Below are 21,615 nucleotides of genomic sequence, written 5' to 3' on the forward strand. Positions count from 1 at the left end.
ACAAATTAATGAATAACCAAATAAACGAATAACCTTTATGAATGTAACCGATTATACTTACTTGATTAACAAACCCGATGCTATCCATGAAAAGCAAACGGAGGCTTTAGGAAAAGTACTCATTGAATTTCCCTATTTTCAAAGTGCCAGAGCAATTCAATTAAAAGGACTTTACAATCAAAATAGTTTTAAATACAATGCTGCTTTAAAGATAACAGCAGCCTATTCAACGGACAGATCGGTTTTATTTGATTTCATCACATCAGACACGTTTACCTCTATTCATAAAAGTCTATATGATAGAAAAGCACTCGAAATTCTAGATATTCAAGTTATCGATAGTGAGATTATTATTTCTGAAGAAAAACCAGAGCTTAAAATAAACAAATTAGAACAATCAATTCTGACTTCAATAAAGGAAGCATCTCCAATTGAAAAAGAGAACAATTCAATAGCAATCGAAGAAAAATTAGCTATTGGTACACCGTTGGATTTCTCCAAAAAAGAACAACATTCCTTTCAAGAATGGCTTCAGCTTTCGCGTACTGAACCAATCAAAAGAGAAAGTGAGCAACCAATACATCAAGCTGCACCAATAATAGATGCAGACAAAAGAAAAAAAACAGAATTAATTGATAAGTTTATAGAAACGAGTCCGAAGATTTCTCCATTAAAACATGGCGTACCTTCCACTGTTGCTTTTGACTTAAATGCAGCTGACAATTCCTTCTTGATGACTGAGACTTTAGCCCGTGTTTATTTGGAACAAAAAAAATATCAAAAAGCGATTCAAGCTTATGAAATATTAATTTTGAAATATCCAGAAAAAAGTAGTTTCTTTGCAGACCGCATATCGGATATTAAGATTTTACAACATAATAATAATTAAACAATGAGCACATTTTCAATTTTTTTAGTTTTAATAACTATAGTTTGTTTTCTTTTAATCGTAGTTATCATGGTTCAAAATCCTAAAGGTGGCGGATTATCCTCTACAATAGGTGGTTCTCAAATGTTAGGTGGAGTTCAAAAAACCACTGATTTTTTAGATAAAAGCACTTGGACATTAGCAACTATCCTAATTGTACTTATATTATTTTCAAGCTTAAGCTTTACAGGAACATTAAGTGATACAGATTCTAAAATCATTGAAAACACAGGAAGTACAGCGCCAGCCGCAAACACTCCAGTTGCTCCTGTTCAAAACACACCTGCTGCAACAAATCCAGCAAAATAAATCATTACAACATATTCTAAATGCCAGCCTGTCAAAGCTGGCATTTTTTATAAGAAATTATGTCAGTTTCATTAGGATGGCATAATTTCTGAAATATTTCAGTCGTTAAAATAAATAATATAAAAATATAAAATCATGGCTTTAAACATTAAACCACTTTCAGATAGAGTTCTTATCGAGCCCGTTGCTGCTGAAACAAAAACTGCTTCAGGGATTTTTATTCCGGATACAGCTAAAGAAAAACCACAAAAAGGAACTGTTGTTGCTGTTGGAAACGGAACAAAAGAACATACAATGACTGTAAAAATTGGCGATTCTGTTCTTTATGGAAAATACGCTGGAACTGAGTTAAAACTAGAAGGAAAAGATTATTTGATCATGCGTGAAGACGATATTTTAGCAATTATCTAAATAGTATTAAGTCCTAAGAATTAAGTATCAAGACAACTTGAAACTTTAAACAAATTAAACTTTAAACAAAAAGCAAAGAAATGGCAAAAGATATAAAATTTGATATAGAAGCACGTGACGGATTAAAACGCGGTGTTGATGCATTGGCAAATGCAGTAAAAGTAACTCTTGGGCCAAAAGGTCGTAACGTAATTATTGGAAAAGCTTTTGGTGGACCAAACGTTACTAAAGATGGTGTTACCGTTGCGAAAGAAATTGAATTGAAAGATCCATTGGAAAACATGGGTGCTCAAATGGTAAAAGAAGTTGCCTCTAAAACTAATGATTTAGCTGGAGACGGAACTACAACTGCAACAGTTTTGGCACAAGCCATCGTAAAAGAAGGTTTGAAAAACGTTGCTGCAGGAGCAAATCCTATGGATTTGAAACGTGGAATTGACAAAGCGGTTGAAGCTATTGTGGCTGACTTAGCAAAACAAGCAAAAGTTGTAGGAAGCGATTCTGAAAAAATCAAACAAATTGCTTCGATTTCAGCTAATAATGACGAAGTAATTGGTGAGTTGATCGCTACTGCTTTCGCAAAGGTTGGAAAAGAAGGTGTAATAACTGTTGAAGAAGCTAAAGGAACTGATACTTATGTTGATGTTGTTGAAGGTATGCAATTCGACAGAGGATATCTTTCTCCTTATTTTGTGACTAATTCAGAAAAGATGGAAGTAGAATTGGAAAATCCTTACATTCTTTTATATGACAAAAAAGTTTCTTCTTTAAAAGAATTATTACCCGTTTTAGAACCAGTTGCTCAATCTGGAAAACCATTATTGATTATTGCTGAAGATGTCGATGGCGAAGCATTATCTACATTGGTGGTAAATAAATTACGCGGAGCCTTGAAAATCGCTGCTGTAAAAGCGCCTGGTTTTGGAGATAGAAGAAAAGCTATGTTAGAAGATATCGCTATCTTAACTGGTGGAACTGTAATTTCAGAAGAAAGAGGATATACTTTAGAGAACACAACTATCGAAATGTTAGGAACTGCTAAAAAAGTGACTATCGACAAAGACAATACAACAATTGTAAGTGGTGCTGGTGACGCGGATATGATCAAAAATCGTGTCAACCAAATCAAAGGTCAAATGGAAGCTACCACTTCTGATTATGACAAAGAAAAGTTGCAAGAACGTTTGGCTAAATTAGCTGGTGGAGTTGCTGTACTTTACGTTGGTGCTGCTTCTGAAGTAGAAATGAAAGAGAAAAAAGACAGAGTTGACGATGCACTTCATGCAACTCGCGCTGCAGTTGAAGAAGGAATTGTTGCTGGTGGTGGTGTAGCTTTATTAAGAGCTAAAAATGCACTTAGCGCTATTAAAGCTGATAATGCAGATGAAGCTACAGGGATTCAAATTGTATCTCGTGCCGTAGAATCTCCATTAAGAACTATTGTTGAAAACGCAGGCCTTGAGGGTTCAGTTGTTGTAGCAAAAGTTGCTGAAGGTTCAGGTGACTTTGGGTACAATGCAAAAACTGATGAATATGTTGACATGCTTAAAGCAGGAATTATTGATCCTAAAAAAGTAACGCGTGTAGCTTTAGAAAACGCAGCTTCGGTTGCCGGAATGATATTGACTACTGAATGTGCTTTGATTGATATCAAAGAAGATAATGGTGGAGGAAACCCAATGGGTGGCGGTATGCCAGGAATGATGTAATAGCATCTTCCTTAAAATAAAAAACCGTCTCGATTAATCGAGACGGTTTTTTTATGAGTTGTATTTTTTTCTTATTCTTGAACTTTTGATTTTTTACTGAACTTGTAAATTACTGGAAGAACAGTTATTCCTACTAAAATTAATACAATTAATTCGATGTGTTCTTTTAAATCAATCTGATAATTATCCAGTAAGAAACCATATAAATAATGTCCGGCAAAAATTAATGTGAACGACCAAATAAATGAACTCAGGACATTATAAAACATGAATTTTTGTTTATCCATGGATACTATCCCAGCTACTATAGGTGCAAAGGTTCTGAATATTGGAAGAAAACGGGCAAAAATGATTGCTTTTCCACCGTATTTTTCAAAAAAGTCTTTTGATTGAACCAAGTACTTTTTCTTAAACCAAAAACTATCCTCCTTGTTGTACAAATAGTAACCACTTTTTGAACCAAACCAGTATCCTACTACATTCCCTAAGATTCCTGATAACGCCACAAGGGTTGATAAAAGAACAACATTTATAAAATCGTTATTAATAAATACAATATTCTCTATTAATTCTCGGCTATAGATTCCCGCTAAAAACAAAAGACTATCTCCTGGTAAAAAGAAACCCGCAAAGAGACCTGTTTCTGCAAATACAATAAATAAAACTATATAAATTCCCAGTTTAATTCCATTAATATCAAAATGAATATAAAAAAGCGGGTCAATTAAATTCTTCCAGTCAAAATCGTTCATTCTTAGGTTTTTTATGCTAAAATTATTCGTGCGTGAAAGTACGGATAATAAATCTTAACCACAATTTATGGTTCTATTTTAAAGTTTTATTAACGGTTCATTATGCCTCTTCATTTTGAATATAAATTATACTCCTCTATTTATCAAATACCGTACAAGGATTACAAAATTTTACACTGATTTAACTACTGTGACAATATGTAATTTTATTAAAAAAAAGGTTTACAATTCAAATTCTTGCCCCATCAAAGGAACTTTACAATCAAAATCATATTTTTCATGCACTTTTATACGGAGCTCATCCAAAGGCTCATTTTCACCGTGAACTAAAAAAACTTTTGTAGGTTTGTTTTCCAATTCTGACAACCAATTGAGCAAATCTTTTTGATCCCCATGCGCAGACAAACCTTGTATCTCTAGCACATTTGCTTTTACCGGATAATACTGCCCATGAATTTTAATTTCTGACGCTCCTTCTAACAACTTTCTTCCGCGTGTTCCTTCGGCTTGATACCCTACAATAATCAAAGTAGTTTCCGGAAGACCAATATAATGTTCGAGATAACTCAAAACCCTTCCTCCAGTTACCATTCCGCTGGCTGCTATCACAACTTTAGGTTGGTCATTAAAAATAACTTCCAAGGTTTCCTGATAATCTGAAACCAATGAAAACATTTCACTCATTTTGGCACATTCTTCCAAGGACAACTTATGCCACTTCTGGTTATTAGAAAAAATATTCAGTGCATTAATTCCCATTGGTGTATCGATAATGTATGGAATATGAGGGATTTTATCTTCTTTTCTGAGTTGCCACAATAGATACATGATGGTTTGCGCACGCTCAACGGCAAAACTCGGAATAATAATAGTTCCACCTTTATTCACGGTATTATTGATATACATTTCCAACTCTAATTTGGTATCCGTTTTAGGATGGATCCGATTTCCATAGGTACTTTCGAGAAAAACATAATCGGCTTTTTTGGGTTTGGTCGGCGGATACATCAACACATCATCATCCCGACCAATATCTCCCGAGAAAACTAAGGTCTTATTTTCAAGGGTTAAAGCAATACTGCATGCGCCCAGAATATGTCCCGCATTGGTATAAACAGCTTCGATTTGAGCATCTAAAGCAACAGCCTCATTAGTTTCAATTACTCTAAATAGCGGAAAAACTTTCTCAGCTTGATCCACCGTGTACAGCGGCTCGGCTATTTCATGTTTCGAATATTTCCCTTCATTGGCATTTTTAGCCTCTTCTTCCTGAATTTTAGCACTATCTAAAAGAATTAGTTTGGTAATATCTTTTGTGGGCCTGGTACAATAGATTTTTCCAGAAAATCCTTGATTGACTAGTCTTGGCAACCAGCCACAATGATCTAGATGACCGTGAGTCAGCAAAACAAAGTCTATTGTGGATGCCAAAACAGGCAGAGGCTCCCAGTTAAGTTCCCGCAAAGGTTTTAATCCTTGAAATAATCCGCAATCAATCAAAATACGGATTCCATTACTTTCAATTAATGTTTTAGAACCGGTCACAGTTCCCGCACCACCTATAAATTTAACTTTCATGGGATTTGATTTTTAAAATTAAACTGACAGTTCAAACTTACTTCTTAAAAATACCTACATAATTCTGATGCCTCTTTCAGCACATTTTTCATCCGATTTTCACTTAATCCAATCCTATTGAGACAATCTGAATTGTTAATTATCTCCTTTACTAAAATGACATCTAAAATTAGTAACTTATCTTTTTCAGCGAGAGACAAAGTCGTCAAACAGGTGACTGGATAAAGAGAATTAGTATCATTTTTGGTTTTCAAATTATTTTCCGCTGGATAGTCCCAGCTCAGCAAACTCAATTCAGAACATTTAGAAAATGTAATTGCATCTGCAGTAAAACGGTTATTAGTAACAATCCAGCATTTAGAGACGATGTCTTTTTGGTCAAAAATAGGATGCTTCTTTTCTTTTATATCATTAAAACGAGACAAAATATACATTGGAACTTTCACATCAGAAGCTACATCTCTACCGGCATGATACTTACATTCGACCATGGCGATAGTTTCATTTTTTTTGACCAAAACATCTATTTCATGTGAAACACATTTTCCTTGCAAAGTCAAATTGGTAATCGTTTTATAGTTTTCCGCAACAAAAAGACGGGCTATATATTTCTCGAAAAAGAAACCTGCAGGACCTAAAAGCCGAATTGCTTCTCTTAAATTATATCGTGCTGCATGAGAATTAGCACTTTTTTTCAACAGCGAAAAAGCCATTTTATAAATTTCTTTCGTAGAAATACCTTCATACATTTGCTTTTTTATAGCATTCAGTATGGCATCAACCACAACAGTACTTGCACCCGATTTTAAAAGAGATTTTTTGAGTTTATCTGAGTTAAATTCCACAATATCTCCAGAATGTTTGATGATTTTCATATTCGTATTGTTTTGATAAACAAACCCTTAAATCACCATTAAAGGTACGGAAAAAAGACTACTTATTTTGTTTTTGATAATAAAATCCAGGAACAAATAACAGTACAAAAATAGGCTGGATTAAAAACCTACGAACATAAAATAGAATCCAATTACTATTTTCATTTGCGTAGTAAACAATGTAGAAAAAAGCAGCCATTAGAATCATGAAGAAAAAGTAATACAGTGCAAAAGCAAATTTTACCATTGTCACATCTTTGAAGAGGACATAGATAATACCCAACGAAATAGCTGTATTTAATGTATATCGAAAAAATAATCCTAAAAATAATTGAGTTGAATTAAAACTCGGCAATCTTAATTTGGTAAAATCCTTTTTAAAAAAATCTAAAAAAGGATCATAAAATAACTCATTTTCAAACGCACGAACAAGCACTAACAATGCCACCAAAAAAAGGAATTGCAGGACTCGAATTTTGTTATTTAATATCTTTTGAAGCATATCTAGAAAAATTACGGACCCAAATTAACCACAAAATAAAAATTACCCCATAAATATACAAAGGAAAAAGGACACCGTGTAGAAATGGTTCTTGTTTTGGAAAATAAAAAATAAGTGCACTCAAAGCTGCAATTCTCAAAACATTCAATACGTAAATAAGTAGGCTTCCACCAAAGATAAATAGCAATGTTGTTTTTAGTTTCCCTGAAAAAGCTACCACAAATGAAATGAACAAAATAATCACACTAATTGCATTACAACCTTCGACAATTCGCGCAACATATTTATCATTGTAAAACAGCTTGACATAAGGTTGAATCTCACTTTTTTCAATGTACGATTGATCATTAAATAGTTGAATGACTTGTTTTGTATCATCACTCACCATTACAGTAATAGAATCCATTTCATTTTCTTCAAAACTATTAAGATATTCCTGATACAGAAAAGTCAGTAGTATATATGTCAAAAAAAAAGTGCCCAGAAAAAGCAAAAAAGGTCTGTAGAGAATAAAATATTTTTTCAAAATCTATTTTTTTAACAAATTTATGTAATTTTTGAAACTGGCTTTAAATACTTTTGCATAAATAAAAATAAAAAACATGACATTTCAAGAATTACAACCAAAAGTAACCGAAATCACATCAAATACAACGCAATCCAGAGACGAAAAACTACTATCTATTTGTCAATTGCTAAGCGACTCCATTTCCTATTACAATTGGGTTGGATTTTATTTTGCGAATCACGAATCAAAAACATTGCACTTAGGCCCTTATGTAGGGGCTGAAACCGATCATACTGTAATCCCTTTCGGAAAAGGAATTTGCGGACAAGTAGCAGTTTCTAACGAAAACTTTGTAGTTCCTGACGTTTCAGCGCAGGATAATTATATTGCCTGCAGTTTTACAGTAAAATCAGAAATTGTAGTACCGCTTTTTGTAAACGGAGAAAACATAGGTCAAATTGATATTGACAGTCATGTAATAGATCCTTTCACTGGAGAGGATGAAAAATTCTTGGAGTTTGTAAATGAGGAAATTGCGAAGTTATATTAAGATTTAAAACAATGCATCACTGGCAATTCATAAATGCTTCGTCAATTCACAAATAAAGAAAGGTTTATTTTGTTCGTGTCATAATTATTTTTTACTTTTGCACCCGTCATATAATAGATGTATGACATACATAAAAATCATTAAACAAATATTGGAATGTATTTAACTAAAGAGATTAAAGAAGAAATCTTCGCTCAACACGGAGAAAAAACAAACACAGGAAAAGCTGAAGCGCAGATTGCTTTATTCACTTTCAGAATTAGCCACTTGACTGAGCACTTGAAAAAAAATCGTCATGATTATAATACAGAGCGTTCATTAGTATTGCTTGTAGGTAAAAGAAGATCTTTGTTGGATTATTTGAAGAAAACAGAAATTAACAGATACCGTGAAATTATCAAAGTATTGAATATCCGAAAATAATCAATATAAAAGAGGTGCGAAAGTGCCTCTTTTTTTATTTTACAATTTAAAGTCTAAAGATTTTATTTTGGTCCTGACACAAAAGGGATTAGAATCAAGACTAAACCATAAGAACATACTAATTAGTATGGACGAATAAAAAAAGTTTGTTTTTCATTGGGTTTTAGGCATTAACTACGCAAAACAACAACTACAACACAACTAGAACCCATGTTTAACTAATAAATTAAATTTATGATTCCACAATTATTTGTAGAAAGTATCGATTTAGGTGATGGCAGAAACATCACAATCGAGACAGGTCGTTTAGCGAAACAAGCGGATGGATCTGTAGTAGTCAGAATAGGTAAAACTGTTATTTTAGGAACAGTTGTATCTTCAAGAAAAGCAAGTCCAGGTATCGACTTTTTACCACTTACGGTAGATTATCGTGAAAAATTTGCTGCAGCAGGACGTTTTCCTGGTGGTTTCTTCAAAAGAGAAGCGCGTCCAAGTGACAACGAAGTGCTAACAATGCGTTTAGTAGACCGTGTATTGCGTCCACTTTTCCCAGATGATTACCACGCAGAAGTGCAGGTAATGATTCAATTAATGTCTTATGATGAAGATGTAATGCCAGATGCACTAGCAGGTTTAGCCGCTTCTGCAGCATTAGCTTTGTCTGACATTCCTTTCGAAACTTTAATTTCTGAAGCTAGAGTCGGAAGAATTGATGGCAAATTCATCATCAACCCAAGTCGCGCACAATTAGCATTATCTGATATTGATATGATGATTGGAGCCTCAATGGATTCTATCGCAATGGTAGAAGGTGAAATGAAAGAAATTTCAGAAGCAGAAATGTTAGAAGCAATTAAATTTGCTCACGAACACATCAAAAATCAAATTGCTGCTCAACTGCGTTTGCAAGCTGCTTTTGGAAAAAAAGAAGTTCGTACCTATGAAGGCGAAAGAGAAGATGAGACTATTTACGCAAAAGTAAAAGATGCAGCTTACGATAAAATTTATGCTATTGCAAGCAAAGGTTCTTCAAAACAAGAACGTACAGCTTCATTTGCAGAAGTAAAAGAAGAAGTAAAAGCTTTATTTACAGAAGAAGAATTAGCTGCAAATGGTGATTTAGTTTCTAAATATTTTTACAAAACTAACAAAGAAGCGGTTCGTAACGTAACCCTAGATTTAGGAACACGTCTAGACGGAAGAAAAACTACCGAAATCAGATCAATCTGGAGTGAAGTAGATTATTTACCATCGGTTCACGGATCAGCATTGTTTACACGTGGAGAAACACAAGCATTGGCTACAGCAACTTTGGGAACATCCAGAGAAGCAAACCAAATTGACTCTCCATCAGAACAAGGTGAAGAAAAATTCTACTTACATTATAACTTCCCTCCTTTCTCAACTGGTGAAGCTCGTCCTTTAAGAGGAACTTCAAGAAGAGAAGTAGGTCACGGAAACTTGGCTCAAAGAGCATTAAAAAACATGATTCCTGCTGATTGTCCTTATACAATTCGTGTAGTATCTGAAGTTTTAGAATCAAATGGTTCATCTTCTATGGCTACCGTTTGTGCTGGAACATTAGCGCTTATGGACGCTGGTATCCAAATGATTCGTCCAGTTTCAGGAATTGCAATGGGATTAATTACTGATGGAGACCGTTTTGCTGTATTGTCTGATATTCTTGGTGATGAAGATCACTTAGGAGATATGGATTTCAAGGTAACTGGAACTTCTGTAGGAATTACAGCTTGTCAAATGGACATCAAGATTGACGGATTAAAATATGAGATTATGGAAGCAGCATTAGCGCAAGCTCGTGACGGTCGTTTGCATATTCTTGGAAAATTAATCGAAACTTTAGCAGCTCCAAAAGAAGATGTAAAAGCTTACGCTCCAAAAATCATTACAAGAAGAATTCCTAATGCGTTTATTGGAGCATTGATCGGACCTGGTGGAAAAGTGATTCAAGAATTACAAAAAACTACAGGAACTACAATTGTTATCAATGAAGATCCAACTACTGAAGAAGGAGTTATTGAAATTTTAGGAACAGATCCTGCTGGAATAGAAGCCGTATTAGCTAAAATTAAATCAATCACTTTCAAGCCTCAAATGAATGAGTCTTATGAAGTAAAAGTAATCAAAATGCTAGATTTTGGTGCAGTTGTAGAATATACAGCAGCTCCAGGAAACGAAGTTTTATTACACGTTTCTGAATTGGCTTGGGAACGCACTGAAAATGTTTCTGATGTAGTAAAAATGGGTGATGTATTCGAAGTAAAATACTTAGGATTAGATCCAAAAACTAGAAAGGAAAAAGTGTCACGAAAAGCACTTCTGCCAAGACCTCCGCGTGAGGAAAGAAAAGAGTAATCAGATCTTAAGTTTACTAAAGGTTTATTTATAGGAAATCCCGTTTCATGAATTTGGAACGGGATTTTTGTTTTGATTTATTTTATTTTAAAAACAATTGTAACTTTTCAGAAACTCCATACGTATAATCATTTGTACACTTAAAAAATTGAGGAGACAAAAAACATGAGACAACTTAAAATCACCAAGCAGGTTACGAATCGTGAAACTGCATCATTAGACAAATATTTACAAGAAATTGGAAAAGTTGACCTTATTACCGCTGACGAAGAGGTAGAATTAGCACAGAAGATTAAAGCTGGCGACCAGAAAGCATTAGAGAAATTGACAAAAGCTAATTTACGTTTCGTCGTTTCGGTAGCAAAACAATACCAAAATCAAGGACTTACACTTCCTGATTTAATTAACGAAGGAAATTTAGGATTAATAAAAGCAGCACAACGTTTTGATGAAACTCGTGGTTTCAAATTCATTTCATATGCCGTTTGGTGGATCCGTCAATCGATTCTTCAAGCATTGGCAGAACAATCTCGTATCGTTCGTTTACCGTTGAACAAAATTGGTTCTATCAATAAAATCAACAAAATGTACGCTTTATTAGAGCAATCTAACGAGCGTCCACCATCTGCTGAGGAAATTGCAAAAGAATTGGACATGACTGTAAATGACGTAAAAGAGAGCATGAAAAACTCTGGACGTCACCTATCAATGGATGCGCCTCTTGTAGAGGGAGAAGATTCTAATCTTTATGACGTTTTACGTTCAGGTGAATCACCAAATCCAGACAGAGAATTAATCCACGAATCATTGCGTACTGAAATCGAGCGTTCATTAGAAACATTGACTCCAAGAGAGGCTGATGTGGTTCGTTTGTATTTTGGTCTTGGAGATCAACATCCAATGACGTTGGAGGAAATTGGAGAAACTTTCGACTTAACTCGTGAGCGTGTGCGTCAAATCAAGGAAAAAGCAATCCGCAGATTAAAACACACTTCAAGAAGTAAAATACTAAAAACCTATTTAGGATAATACAGTCAAATGCTAAAAGTCAAAAATCATATCGTCCAACAACAGTATGATTTTTGACTTTCGGCTTTCGACTAATAAGTAACGACGGTCTGATTAACTGTTCGTTTTTTGATTGATGATTGAAACTCCGGCTGATTACCGGAGTTTTGCTTTCTTCAGCAAAACTCCGGTCAGTTCGAGCTTCGCTCTCGGGTATCCGGAGTTTTGCTTTTTAATCTGAATTCTTCTCACTTTTCACTTTTCACTTTTCACTTTTCACTTTTCACTTTTCACTTTTCACTTTTCACTTTTCACTTTTCACTTTTCACTTTTCACTTTTCACTTTTCACTTTTCACTTTTCACTTTTCACTTTTCACTTTTCACTTTTCACTTTTCACTTTTCACTAATATGGCGTAACCCTCCGTAAAAACTTCGGGTCAAGCTTTCGGCTTTATCTCTCCGTTACACTGCGAGGATACCGCCTCGATCCCTTACGCGACGTACAGACAATTTGCAAGATGACCCTTCACTATAAAAACTTTCTCCAATTGCTGCAAAAAAACTACTTTTGCACAAACAACACAAACTGTAAAGATTCACTGCAGTGCATCTCTACATAACAACTACACAATGAAGAATACACTTATTGCACCATCTGTGCTTGCTGCCGATTTTGGAAATCTACAACGCGACATCGAAATGATTAACAACAGTGAAGCCGATTGGTTTCATATTGATATCATGGATGGCGTTTTTGTTCCAAATATTTCTTATGGAATGCCCGTTTTGGAAGCAATCAACCGCCATGCAAAAAAAACAATTGACGTTCACTTGATGATTGTAGATCCAGACCGTTACATTAAAACTTTTGCCGAGTTAGGCGCAAACATCCTAAGTGTACATTATGAAGCTTGTACGCACCTTCACAGAACGTTACAAGCAATCAAAGCCGAAGGAATGAAAGCTGGAGTTGCCATCAACCCACACACTAATATTGACTTACTGGAAGACGTAATCAATGACATTGATTTAGTTTGTATCATGAGTGTGAATCCTGGTTTTGGAGGACAATCTTTTATAGAAAACACTTATGCAAAAGTTAAAAAGTTAAAAGATTTAATCAATAGAAAAGGGGCGACAACACTTATTGAAGTTGATGGTGGCGTTACTAATAAAAATGCAAAACAACTTGTTGAAGCCGGAGCTGATGTTCTGGTGGCCGGAAGTTTTGTTTTTAAAGCGGAAAATCCAACAGCAACTATTGCCGACTTGAAGAAATCAACAACCATATAAAAGCAAAAAAGTCCCTTAATTGGGACTTTTTTCATTTAGTCTTCTGTAAATTTTATTTTATAAAATCATCATGAATTTTTTAATATCCTTTTCACTAATCTTAGGATTAGCACCCTCTTGTCCAGCTACTAAAGCGCCTATTGCACAAGCATAATTCAACGCTTTTTGAGGTGATTTTCCTCTTAATAATCGTACTATTAATGAAGCTAAAAAAGAATCCCCAGCACCAACGGTGTCTACTACTTTTATAAAATAACCACTATTATAATAAAATTTATCATTACAGTATAAAACAGCACCAAATTCTCCCTTAGTTACACAAACCTGTTTTGTATTTGTTTTCTCAGCAATGAATTTAATATTTTGTTCAAATGAGTTATATGGGGACCCCAATTCTCTACTTATTTCGCGTAATTCTTCATCATTCAACTTAATAAAATCAGCTTTTTGCATCAGCTTATTCAAAACCTCTATTGTATAATATGGAGCTCTTAGATTGGCATCAAAAACTTTATATTTTGCTTTGTCTAAAAGGTCATACAAAGTAGATCTGGAAACTTCATCACGACATATTAAACTCCCGAAAACAAAAACATCTGATTCCGAAACTTTTTCATCCATTTCATCTGTTCGTGTAATTTTGTCCCAGGAAGATGGATAATGAATATCATAAGAGGCATTCCCCTTTTCATTAATCATCACATTAACAACTCCAGTTTTATATTCTTCCCCTACTTGTATAAAATCTGAACTGACATCCAGATTATTAACAAAGGATATAATTTTACCACCATCTTCATCATTACCCACTCGACTTATAATAGTCGAATTAACTCCTAAAGACTTCATTCTAAGAGCAACATTAAGCGGAGCACCTCCAATTTTTTTATGAGAAGGAAAAACATCCCATAAAACTTCCCCAAAAGTTACAATACTTAAAGTATATTTTTTTTTCATATTTTTTAGAATTAAGAGCTGGTAAAAAAATTTACAAGCTCATCTTATTTATATTTTTATTTATATCTAGCTCCACTAATTTTTCTCATAACTCTATGTATAGAAATGAAAAACGTAAAAAACCTTCTATAAAAGTCAATAATAATATTTATTTGATAAAAATTAAATTATTTTACTTCGTTAATCTCCAAAACTACACTTGTTCTTTTCAAATTAACATTAGGATTGATTCCTGCTTTCATTAAAAAATCTCCTGTATAAACTTTATCGGAAGCAATTGATGAAGTTTCACCTGGATACAAATTAATTTCTTTTACGGTGTACTTTTTCTTTGGATTTAATCCATTTAACACCACTGGACGTTTCGTTGCTGTTATATTAAACCTATTATTTACAAGGTAGTTAAAAACAATCGCTTTGCTTTTGTCTGGATTTACATACATTAAAGCAGCAATATCATTTTCATGTGGATTGACCAAACGATACATATCGCCATGCCATACTATATCTTTGAAAGAATTGTAATTTGTTATTGCTTGTTTGCAGAATAATTTGTCCTCCGCATTTAATTTGCTCGCTACAATATCAAAACCCAATTTTCCCATACTGGCGACATCAACCCTAAATTTCAGCGGTTGTTTTCCCCAATCGGTAACGTGGTTATCTGTAGCTATGGATGGAAAGAAATAGGAGTAATCCCATTGGACAAAAATTCTTTCTAAAGGTTCCGTGTCATCCGTTGGCCAAAATTCCGTGAAATATTTTAGTAATTCGTAATCACCACGGCCGCCACCTCCGGAACATAACATCATTGGGACTTTTGGATATTTTGCTCGAATTCGCTGGAGCACTTTGTACAATCCCTCCGTATAGTCTACATACAAATTAGATTGTGGCAATCCTTTTTTGTTGAGATAAGCAGAATAAGCGTTATAAATTACCGCATTACAATCCCATTTAATAAATGCCAATTCTGGATTTTTCACGAACAGATTATCCACAATTCCAAAAACAAAATCCTGCACTTCAGGATTGGACAAGTCCAACACCATTTGATTTCTATAATAAATTTCAGGTCTTTGCGGTTGTTTTATAACCCAATCAGGATGCTTTTCATAGAGCTCGCTTTTTGGGTTTACCATTTCAGGTTCAATCCAAATACCGAATTTTATCCCTTCTTTTTGGGCTTCTTTTACCAAATAACCTAAGCCGCTGGGCAATTTCTTTTTATTTTCCTGCCAGTCGCCAAGACCTGCATCATCATTATTTCTTGGATATTTGTTGCCAAACCAGCCATCGTCCAATAAAAACAAATCGACACCCAAATCTTTTGCGTCTTTAAACAAGCCTGTTATTTTATTTTCATCAAAATCAAAATAGGTAGCTTCCCAATTGTTTAGCAATGTGAGTCGTTCGCCTTGTCCGTCAAGAAGTCTGTATTTTCTTGCCCAATCGTGTAGGTTTCTGCTGGCTTCGCCTGTACCATTATTGGATAAAGCATAAATTAAAGATGGTGTTTTAAAGATTTCGTTTGGCGGCAGGGAATATTCCGAAGCAAATGGATTAATCCCTGCGATGAGTCGAAGGTTTTTATGAGAGTCGATTTCAAAATCAAGCTTGAAATTGCTACTCCAAGCTAATTGGCCAAGCATAACAGTTCCTTCATTTTCTGAGGCGGGCTTTCCAAAAGACACCATAAAATTAGGTGTTTGCAAAAGCATTGCTCGTGTTCCTAATTTAGAGTCTATTGTCCTAATCCCTTGCAAAAGTTTGGTTTCTATAGGCTGCATTTCTTTTAAATATTCTCCTTGAAAACTCGTGAGATAGAAATCTTTCCCTGCAAAATATAAATTAGCCGAAGCATATTTTTGTAACAACACTGGTTTTTTCTCCTTATGTTTTATTTCGGTCCATTGTTCTATTACATTTTCTTTTGTCCAAACTTTATAAAATAAAGTAACCTCAAACGGGTAAACAGGATCTTTTAAAAGAATGCTTGTAATAGAAGTATTGCTATCAATTATTTCTTTTTTATGACTGACATACTTCAGTTCCAAAGAAGGATTTCCATCTGCGTGTTTGACTTGAATCGCAGGTTCTGACAGATTCCAAGTTCCCGCAGGCGTATAGGATGAATTATAAATCCCCGCGTTAGATTCATCATAATTATAGTTAGCAGACACCTTGGCATATTCACTTTCGTTTTCAAGGGGTTTGCCAAAATAAATGGTTCGTAATCTATTATTGCTATCTGTTTGCATTAATACTACAGTGTTTGCTGTATTAATGGGAATCGTTACTGTTTGTCCTGATAAATGAGACACCATCATAATACAACTCCATAAATATATTAGCTTTTTTTTCGTTAAGGATATTCGTTTTTCTTTCATAATTCTTGTTTTCTATTCTATTTTTATACTAAATAAGTAAGAGAGCTTTGATATAAAAAAGTTAAAGGCAAGTAAAATACTTGCCTCCAACCGAATTTACTAATCATAACCAAACCATTGTAAACTCTTTTTTTTAATACCCAGGATTTTGTTTGTATAATCCTCCTGTAAAATCAATCTCTCTTTGAGGTATCGGATAATATTCATCTCTACCTGCTGTAAATCTGGCATTTGAAAGGAAATCTCTTTTTGTTTTTTCGACAGTTAGATAGGCATTCAAAACTTGCTCAGCTTTACCCCATCTTACCAGGTCATAAAATCGAGGACCTTCCATACCAAACTCCAAACGTCTTTCGAACATAAGTGCTTTGAAAGCATAATCTTTAGATGGAAAAGAAGCGTAAGGCTGAACTTTATAAACATTTGAAGCTCCTGCTGCTAAGGTCATTGCAGTACTGGCTGCAGCTCTTGCTCTTATTTGATTAATTATTGGCAATGCTTCTGCAAATCTGTTTAATTGAATTAATGCCTCCGCTTTGAATAGCAAAACATCTGCATATCTAATAAAATCAACATTTTTAGAAGTACCAATGAATGGACCGTTTTTCACATAACAAGAACAGTCTGGTGATTGTTGCTCTTTCATATTCCCAAAGTATCCATAAACACCTGGATCTCTTGCCCAACTCAAATTGTAAATCATGTCTCCGGAACTTTTCAAAGTATTTTTATACTTAAAAGGTCTTCCTGGAACTCCTACAGTGTGGTCAATTCTTGGATCAAGTGTAACTCCGGCAGCTAATGGAGCAACACCATTAGTAATTGTATTAAAAATATCAGAATTATTGAAAGTATCTAATAATGGTAATCCATTGGCATCCGTTCTAAATGCATTCACCATATTTTGGCTTGCCATATGAAAACCGCAACAACCGTAAAGCGGTGTTCCATGAGGAGAATTCAATCCTGTAACAAAACTTACTCGTCCAGTATTTGTACCGTCATTAATAGAAAACTGAACGGCCCAGATTGATTCGGCGCCATTATCACGTCCATCCAAGAAATCAAATCCATAATCTGACTCTAAAGCACCTGTCACCTGATCCGCATAATCTATTACTTTTTGTAATTTTGCTGCATCTATATTTGTAACTTGGTGTGTCTCGTTTTGCTTATAAGCCTGATATAAATTTAATTTGGCAAGATAAGCAGCGGCAGCATTTTTATCGGCTCTACCAACCTGATCTTGACTTTGTTGTAAATTATCAAATGCAAATTGAAAATCTCCAGCAATTTTGTCCCATAAAGCATCACTTGACAAATCATTTGACGTTTTTAATATAGCTTCTTGACTAAGTTCTTCAGTGATATAAGGAACTTTATTAAACAACAATTTAAGCATAAAATGAGAATGGGCTCTTAAAAAACGCAATTCGGCTTGTCTCACTTTTTTTAGTGGATAATCCGCATCGGGAATCGTGTTGATTACCGATAAAGCAAAATTAGCTCTGGAGATTGCTTTGTAATGATTTGTCCATGTTCTTGGCAACATCCAGTCTCCATAATCTGCAATAGTTGTATTGTATTGTTCGTAAGTGTCAATCACATCAACATCACCACGACCACCTCCGCCTTTGTAGGCATCATCGGAACGTACACTTCCATATACCCATTGGTTTGTTATACCACCAACCATTTCATCATTTCCAATTGCGGCATAAGCTGCAGTAACAAGAGCATCTGCATTTGTGGCTGTTGCCACACTTTCAGCAGTCAAAACTCCAGTTGGTTCATAATCTAAAAAATCTGAGCTACACGATGCCAAAAAAAGGATTGACAAGAAGCTGATAGCTATTTTATTATATTTTTTCATAATTGTTGATTAAAAATTAAAGTTAAAACCTAATGATAATGTCGTAGGTACTGGTATTCTGTTAACATCTGTTCGTTCTGGATCGGAACCTATATATCCTTTTGGTGTAATCCAAAATAAATTTTCTCCCTGTGCATATATTCTGCAGCTAGTAATGAATCCCGATTTTTTCAACAACTCATCTGATAATGAATATCCAATTTGCATGTTTCTAACTTTGAAATAGGAATTATTTCTAAAAAAATAATCAGAAATTCTATTATCATTATTTGCCAATGAAAGAGAAGGTATGTCCGTATTAGTATTAGTAGGAGTCCAAGCATTCAAAGTTCCTGGGCCAGCATTTTCTCTACCTTGAACGAAGTTATTCCAATAAATGTATGGATCCTGTCCAATTCTTCCAGAAACTCCAGAACCAAAAATAGAGAAATCAATATTTTTATATCCTAAGCTAATGTTGATACCGTATTCAAATTTTGGAAGAGTACTTCCGATGAAAGTTCTATCGTCAGAATTAATTACCCCATCAGCATTTATATCTACATATTTAATACCTCCTAAACGCGATGCAATTTGTGTGGCGTGCGAATCAATATCTTGTTGACTTTGAAACAAACCATCAGTTTTATAACCAAAAATTTCAAATTGTGAATGACCAATTATCGAATTAGCTGCTGTTCCCGGATATGCGGCTCTAACTTCTTCTGGCAAATCGGTAATTTTATTCTTAGTTGAACTGAAAGTTAGTAGCAATATTAAAATACAATCCATAAGATAATGTTTCTGCATATCCTACAGTGAACTCCCAACCTTTATTTGAAGTGGTCGCTCCGTTTACAAATCGTTGTTGACCTTCTCCAACTGCTGAAGCTACTGGAGGAACAATCAAGATTCCTTGGGTATTTCTTGAGAAATAATCAAATGAACCTGAAAGTTTATTGCGAAAAAAACCAAAATCAAGACCTATGTTAACCTCTTTTGTAGTCTCCCATTTTAATCCTGAATTTGCGGATTGTATGGATACAAATCCTGAAGGCAAGTTTCCGGTATTAGCTCCATTTAAATCATAAGCGGTTCCAACATTATAATAAATATTGAAAAAATCAGGTACAAATACATTTTGGTTCGGTCCGTATCTCGCTTCATATAAGCCAAAACGAGCATTATCCCCAATAGATTGATTTCCTACTTCGCCATAACCAGCGCGTAATTTCAGGTTAGAAACTGCTGTAACATTTTTAAGAAATTCTTCATTATTGATTCTCCATCCTGCGGTAACAGCCGGAAAAATACCATATCTATTATCTTCCCCAAATCTTGATGATCCATCTCTACGAATAGTGAAAGAAGCTAAATAACGGTCAGAAAAGGCATAATTAAATTTACCGAATTGTGATAATAATCTGCTTCCTGTTGAAGTACCGTTAGTCGTTCTAGATCCAGTTGCAGCAGCTAGCGTAAAATAAGATTCTGATTCCACAGCAAAACCTTCCGCACGTCCTAACAACGAATTGAGGTCGTTTTTAGTTGATTCTGTTCCAATAAGGAAACCAAATTTATGATCAGAAATTTTCAAATCATAATTCAACGTATTTGAAATGGTTAAGCTTGAATATTTATTTGTATTCAAGGTCAAGCTATTTACACTCCTAGTAATAAATCCATTATTAACAGTAGGCTCAATATCTTTATTACTAAAATCGTTGTAATCAATACCTACACTGTTTCTAAAAGTAAGTCCTTTTACTATGTCAATTTCAGTAAAAACATTACCATATAAAGACATATTTCTAGTATTATCCCATCTGTTTAAATATTGCATTAGTAACGGATTATTTCTATCTGAATAGCCAGAACCCAATGGTCCACCATACTCACCAGTACTAGTAAAAACAGGTATTGTTGGAGCTAAAGATATTCCTAAACTTGGAGTTGGTGTATTCCCTACATCTTTGGCAGCAGCCGTTTGATTGGATTGTGTAAATTGAGAATTGATTCCAAATCTAACTTTGTCATTAAAAAGCTTGAAATTGGCGTTTAATCTAGTAGAAAAACGATCATAATTAGTATATTTAAGCATGCCCGAATTGTCTAAATATCCTATATTAAGCATTGCATCTGCTTTGTCAGATCCTCCGGCTATGGATAAATCATTGTTAATAAGAAGGCCTGTTTGATACAAAGTATCTTGCCAATCCGTATTTCCTGCCGGAACATTGTTGTTACCTCCTACAAAAGGTTTAACACTTACGCTATTTAAAACTGGATTACTAAAATCATTGTTCCAATCAAAATTATAGATTTCTCCATATCCACCAGATGGACTTGCTCCATCGTTAACAGAGGCTTGCCATAGAACTTTACCTCTGTCTAAAGCATTGAGCATTTCGTATCGTTGTTTTTTCTCCGATAGAACAGAAACACTTGTGCCAAATGTCACTTTTGTAATACCACCCTTAGCTGCATTTTTTGTGGTTACAATGATTACCCCATTGGCGGCTCTTGATCCATAAATAGAAGAAGCCGAAGCATCTTTTAATACTTGAATCGATGCAATAGCACTTGGATTCAAACTCGCAAATACCTCTGACCGCACAGTTGGCACTCCATCGATAACATACAAAGGATCTGTATTCCCTAATGTACTGACCCCTCTAATTAAAATTCGACTGCTTGCTCCACTAGGATCTCCAGATTTTTCGACTGCTAAACCAGCAACCCTTCCTTGCAAAGCTTGCATAGCATTCCCAGAACTCATACTTTGACCTTCGATTGGTTTCAAATCGACAACGGTTATTGCTCCGGTTACATCGACTTTTCTTTCTCTAGCATACCCTGTTACAACAATCTCTTGTAGTTTTAGGGATTCTGCTTTCAAAGCAATATTTAAAATAGTTTGCCCATTAAGTTTTACTGACTGCGATTCATATCCTGTAAAACTAAATATTAAAGTAGCGTTTTTATCTACATTATTGATTGTAAACTGACCATCTAGATCCGTTGAAGTTCCATTATTTGTCCCAGACACCAGTACTGATGCACCAGGAAGAGACATTCCGTCTTCGGAAGAAGTTACCACTCCTTTGATTCCTATATTTTGGGCCGCTACAGAAAAAAAGGACCCCATTAGGATTAGGTAAAGAATAATTTTGTGTTTCATAATTTAGGTTA

The 21,615-nt window shown here is 34.6% G+C and carries 19 protein-coding genes; 9 read left to right on the plus strand and 10 right to left on the minus strand.

Going from position 1 to position 21,615, the window contains the following annotated elements; all coding sequences use genetic code 11:
- Positions 1 to 37: 37 nt before the first annotated feature.
- From AC0J6S_RS01390 to groL, 4 genes are all read left to right on the plus strand, one after another.
- The gene (locus tag AC0J6S_RS01390) at positions 38 to 889 is read left to right on the plus strand and encodes a tetratricopeptide repeat protein (RefSeq protein WP_474955101.1); all 852 of its coding nucleotides are present in this window, start codon (positions 38 to 40) and stop codon (positions 887 to 889) included.
- Between the two features lie 3 nt (positions 890 to 892).
- The gene (secG, locus tag AC0J6S_RS01395) at positions 893 to 1,237 is read left to right on the plus strand and encodes a preprotein translocase subunit SecG (protein WP_474955102.1); all 345 of its coding nucleotides are present in this window, start codon (positions 893 to 895) and stop codon (positions 1,235 to 1,237) included.
- 135 nt (positions 1,238 to 1,372) lie between these two features.
- Positions 1,373 to 1,648: a co-chaperone GroES gene (locus tag AC0J6S_RS01400; protein ID WP_007137725.1), complete on the plus strand. Its 276-nt coding sequence runs from the start codon at positions 1,373 to 1,375 to the stop codon at positions 1,646 to 1,648.
- 80 nt (positions 1,649 to 1,728) lie between these two features.
- Entirely contained in the window at positions 1,729 to 3,357 is a 1,629-nt protein-coding gene (groL, locus tag AC0J6S_RS01405) for a chaperonin GroEL (RefSeq protein WP_113665188.1), read from the plus strand.
- Between the two features lie 71 nt (positions 3,358 to 3,428).
- On the opposite strand, the gene AC0J6S_RS01410 is transcribed toward groL, so the two are convergent.
- The 5 genes from AC0J6S_RS01410 to xrtF all read right to left on the minus strand — a co-directional run bounded on the left by AC0J6S_RS01410 (position 3,429) and on the right by xrtF (position 7,590).
- Positions 3,429 to 4,109 (minus strand): DedA family protein, encoded by a 681-nt coding sequence (locus AC0J6S_RS01410; protein WP_474955103.1) that lies wholly within the window; start codon positions 4,107 to 4,109, stop codon positions 3,429 to 3,431.
- 222 nt (positions 4,110 to 4,331) lie between these two features.
- The gene (locus AC0J6S_RS01415; protein WP_474955104.1) at positions 4,332 to 5,687 is read right to left on the minus strand and encodes an MBL fold metallo-hydrolase; all 1,356 of its coding nucleotides are present in this window, start codon (positions 5,685 to 5,687) and stop codon (positions 4,332 to 4,334) included.
- Positions 5,688 to 5,731: 44 nt separating this feature from the next.
- A complete protein-coding gene (locus AC0J6S_RS01420; RefSeq protein WP_165151871.1) occupies positions 5,732 to 6,562 on the minus strand; it encodes an ATP cone domain-containing protein in 831 nt (276 codons plus the stop codon).
- Positions 6,563 to 6,620: 58 nt separating this feature from the next.
- The gene (locus AC0J6S_RS01425; RefSeq protein WP_165151872.1) at positions 6,621 to 7,064 is read right to left on the minus strand and encodes an exosortase F system-associated membrane protein; all 444 of its coding nucleotides are present in this window, start codon (positions 7,062 to 7,064) and stop codon (positions 6,621 to 6,623) included.
- The gene (gene xrtF, locus AC0J6S_RS01430; protein ID WP_474955105.1) at positions 7,042 to 7,590 is read right to left on the minus strand and encodes an exosortase family protein XrtF; all 549 of its coding nucleotides are present in this window, start codon (positions 7,588 to 7,590) and stop codon (positions 7,042 to 7,044) included. Before xrtF ends, AC0J6S_RS01425 begins: the two co-directional genes overlap by 23 nt.
- A gap of 76 nt (positions 7,591 to 7,666) precedes the next feature.
- Between xrtF and AC0J6S_RS01435 the strand changes: the two genes are divergently transcribed.
- The 5 genes from AC0J6S_RS01435 to rpe all read left to right on the plus strand — a co-directional run bounded on the left by AC0J6S_RS01435 (position 7,667) and on the right by rpe (position 13,224).
- Positions 7,667 to 8,122 carry a GAF domain-containing protein gene (locus AC0J6S_RS01435; RefSeq protein WP_474955106.1) on the plus strand — a complete coding sequence of 152 codons (456 nt, stop codon included), beginning with the start codon at positions 7,667 to 7,669 and terminating at the stop codon, positions 8,120 to 8,122.
- A gap of 156 nt (positions 8,123 to 8,278) precedes the next feature.
- Positions 8,279 to 8,545, plus strand: coding sequence for a 30S ribosomal protein S15 (rpsO, locus tag AC0J6S_RS01440; protein ID WP_113634840.1), 267 nt, complete (start codon positions 8,279 to 8,281; stop codon positions 8,543 to 8,545).
- A gap of 234 nt (positions 8,546 to 8,779) precedes the next feature.
- Complete coding sequence (locus AC0J6S_RS01445) at positions 8,780 to 10,921, plus strand: polyribonucleotide nucleotidyltransferase (protein ID WP_474955107.1); 2,142 nt, start codon at positions 8,780 to 8,782, stop codon at positions 10,919 to 10,921.
- Between the two features lie 165 nt (positions 10,922 to 11,086).
- Positions 11,087 to 11,950: a sigma-70 family RNA polymerase sigma factor gene (locus AC0J6S_RS01450; protein WP_007137700.1), complete on the plus strand. Its 864-nt coding sequence runs from the start codon at positions 11,087 to 11,089 to the stop codon at positions 11,948 to 11,950.
- 611 nt (positions 11,951 to 12,561) lie between these two features.
- Complete coding sequence (rpe, locus tag AC0J6S_RS01455) at positions 12,562 to 13,224, plus strand: ribulose-phosphate 3-epimerase (protein ID WP_474955108.1); 663 nt, start codon at positions 12,562 to 12,564, stop codon at positions 13,222 to 13,224.
- A gap of 57 nt (positions 13,225 to 13,281) precedes the next feature.
- On the opposite strand, the gene AC0J6S_RS01460 is transcribed toward rpe, so the two are convergent.
- The 5 genes from AC0J6S_RS01460 to AC0J6S_RS01480 all read right to left on the minus strand — a co-directional run bounded on the left by AC0J6S_RS01460 (position 13,282) and on the right by AC0J6S_RS01480 (position 21,604).
- Positions 13,282 to 14,181, minus strand: a complete 900-nt coding sequence (locus AC0J6S_RS01460; RefSeq protein ID WP_474955109.1) for a carbohydrate kinase family protein — start codon at positions 14,179 to 14,181, stop codon at positions 13,282 to 13,284.
- A 167-nt stretch (positions 14,182 to 14,348) separates the two neighbouring features.
- Entirely contained in the window at positions 14,349 to 16,571 is a 2,223-nt protein-coding gene (locus tag AC0J6S_RS01465; RefSeq protein ID WP_474955110.1) for an alpha-galactosidase, read from the minus strand.
- Positions 16,572 to 16,704: 133 nt separating this feature from the next.
- Positions 16,705 to 18,444, minus strand: coding sequence for a RagB/SusD family nutrient uptake outer membrane protein (locus tag AC0J6S_RS01470; protein ID WP_474955111.1), 1,740 nt, complete (start codon positions 18,442 to 18,444; stop codon positions 16,705 to 16,707).
- A gap of 9 nt (positions 18,445 to 18,453) precedes the next feature.
- Positions 18,454 to 19,215 (minus strand): hypothetical protein, encoded by a 762-nt coding sequence (locus tag AC0J6S_RS01475; RefSeq protein WP_474955112.1) that lies wholly within the window; start codon positions 19,213 to 19,215, stop codon positions 18,454 to 18,456.
- Positions 19,172 to 21,604 (minus strand): SusC/RagA family TonB-linked outer membrane protein, encoded by a 2,433-nt coding sequence (locus AC0J6S_RS01480; RefSeq protein WP_474955113.1) that lies wholly within the window; start codon positions 21,602 to 21,604, stop codon positions 19,172 to 19,174. The genes AC0J6S_RS01475 and AC0J6S_RS01480 overlap by 44 nt, the downstream gene beginning before the upstream one ends.
- Between the last annotated feature and the right edge of the window lie 11 nt (positions 21,605 to 21,615).

The organism is Flavobacterium sp. TS_SC_5 (assembly GCF_056156265.1).

Excerpts from the sequence above, each read along its gene's own strand:
- AC0J6S_RS01390 (WP_474955101.1), top strand. The coding sequence starts at position 38 with ATGAATGTAACCGATTATACTTACTTGATTAACAAACCCGATGCTATC.
- AC0J6S_RS01450 (WP_007137700.1), top strand. The coding sequence starts at position 11,087 with ATGAGACAACTTAAAATCACCAAGCAGGTTACGAATCGTGAAACTGCA.
- AC0J6S_RS01475 (WP_474955112.1), bottom strand. The coding sequence starts at position 19,215 with ATGGATTGTATTTTAATATTGCTACTAACTTTCAGTTCAACTAAGAAT.
- AC0J6S_RS01460 (WP_474955109.1), bottom strand. The coding sequence starts at position 14,181 with ATGAAAAAAAAATATACTTTAAGTATTGTAACTTTTGGGGAAGTTTTA.
- AC0J6S_RS01445 (WP_474955107.1), top strand. The coding sequence starts at position 8,780 with ATGATTCCACAATTATTTGTAGAAAGTATCGATTTAGGTGATGGCAGA.
- secG (WP_474955102.1), top strand. The coding sequence starts at position 893 with ATGAGCACATTTTCAATTTTTTTAGTTTTAATAACTATAGTTTGTTTT.
- AC0J6S_RS01435 (WP_474955106.1), top strand. The coding sequence starts at position 7,667 with ATGACATTTCAAGAATTACAACCAAAAGTAACCGAAATCACATCAAAT.
- rpsO (WP_113634840.1), top strand. The coding sequence starts at position 8,279 with ATGTATTTAACTAAAGAGATTAAAGAAGAAATCTTCGCTCAACACGGA.
- rpe (WP_474955108.1), top strand. The coding sequence starts at position 12,562 with ATGAAGAATACACTTATTGCACCATCTGTGCTTGCTGCCGATTTTGGA.
- AC0J6S_RS01415 (WP_474955104.1), bottom strand. The coding sequence starts at position 5,687 with ATGAAAGTTAAATTTATAGGTGGTGCGGGAACTGTGACCGGTTCTAAA.
- AC0J6S_RS01410 (WP_474955103.1), bottom strand. The coding sequence starts at position 4,109 with ATGAACGATTTTGACTGGAAGAATTTAATTGACCCGCTTTTTTATATT.
- AC0J6S_RS01480 (WP_474955113.1), bottom strand. The coding sequence starts at position 21,604 with ATGAAACACAAAATTATTCTTTACCTAATCCTAATGGGGTCCTTTTTT.
- AC0J6S_RS01470 (WP_474955111.1), bottom strand. The coding sequence starts at position 18,444 with ATGAAAAAATATAATAAAATAGCTATCAGCTTCTTGTCAATCCTTTTT.
- groL (WP_113665188.1), top strand. The coding sequence starts at position 1,729 with ATGGCAAAAGATATAAAATTTGATATAGAAGCACGTGACGGATTAAAA.
- AC0J6S_RS01425 (WP_165151872.1), bottom strand. The coding sequence starts at position 7,064 with ATGCTTCAAAAGATATTAAATAACAAAATTCGAGTCCTGCAATTCCTT.
- AC0J6S_RS01420 (WP_165151871.1), bottom strand. The coding sequence starts at position 6,562 with ATGAAAATCATCAAACATTCTGGAGATATTGTGGAATTTAACTCAGAT.
- AC0J6S_RS01400 (WP_007137725.1), top strand. The coding sequence starts at position 1,373 with ATGGCTTTAAACATTAAACCACTTTCAGATAGAGTTCTTATCGAGCCC.
- AC0J6S_RS01465 (WP_474955110.1), bottom strand. The coding sequence starts at position 16,571 with ATGAAAGAAAAACGAATATCCTTAACGAAAAAAAAGCTAATATATTTA.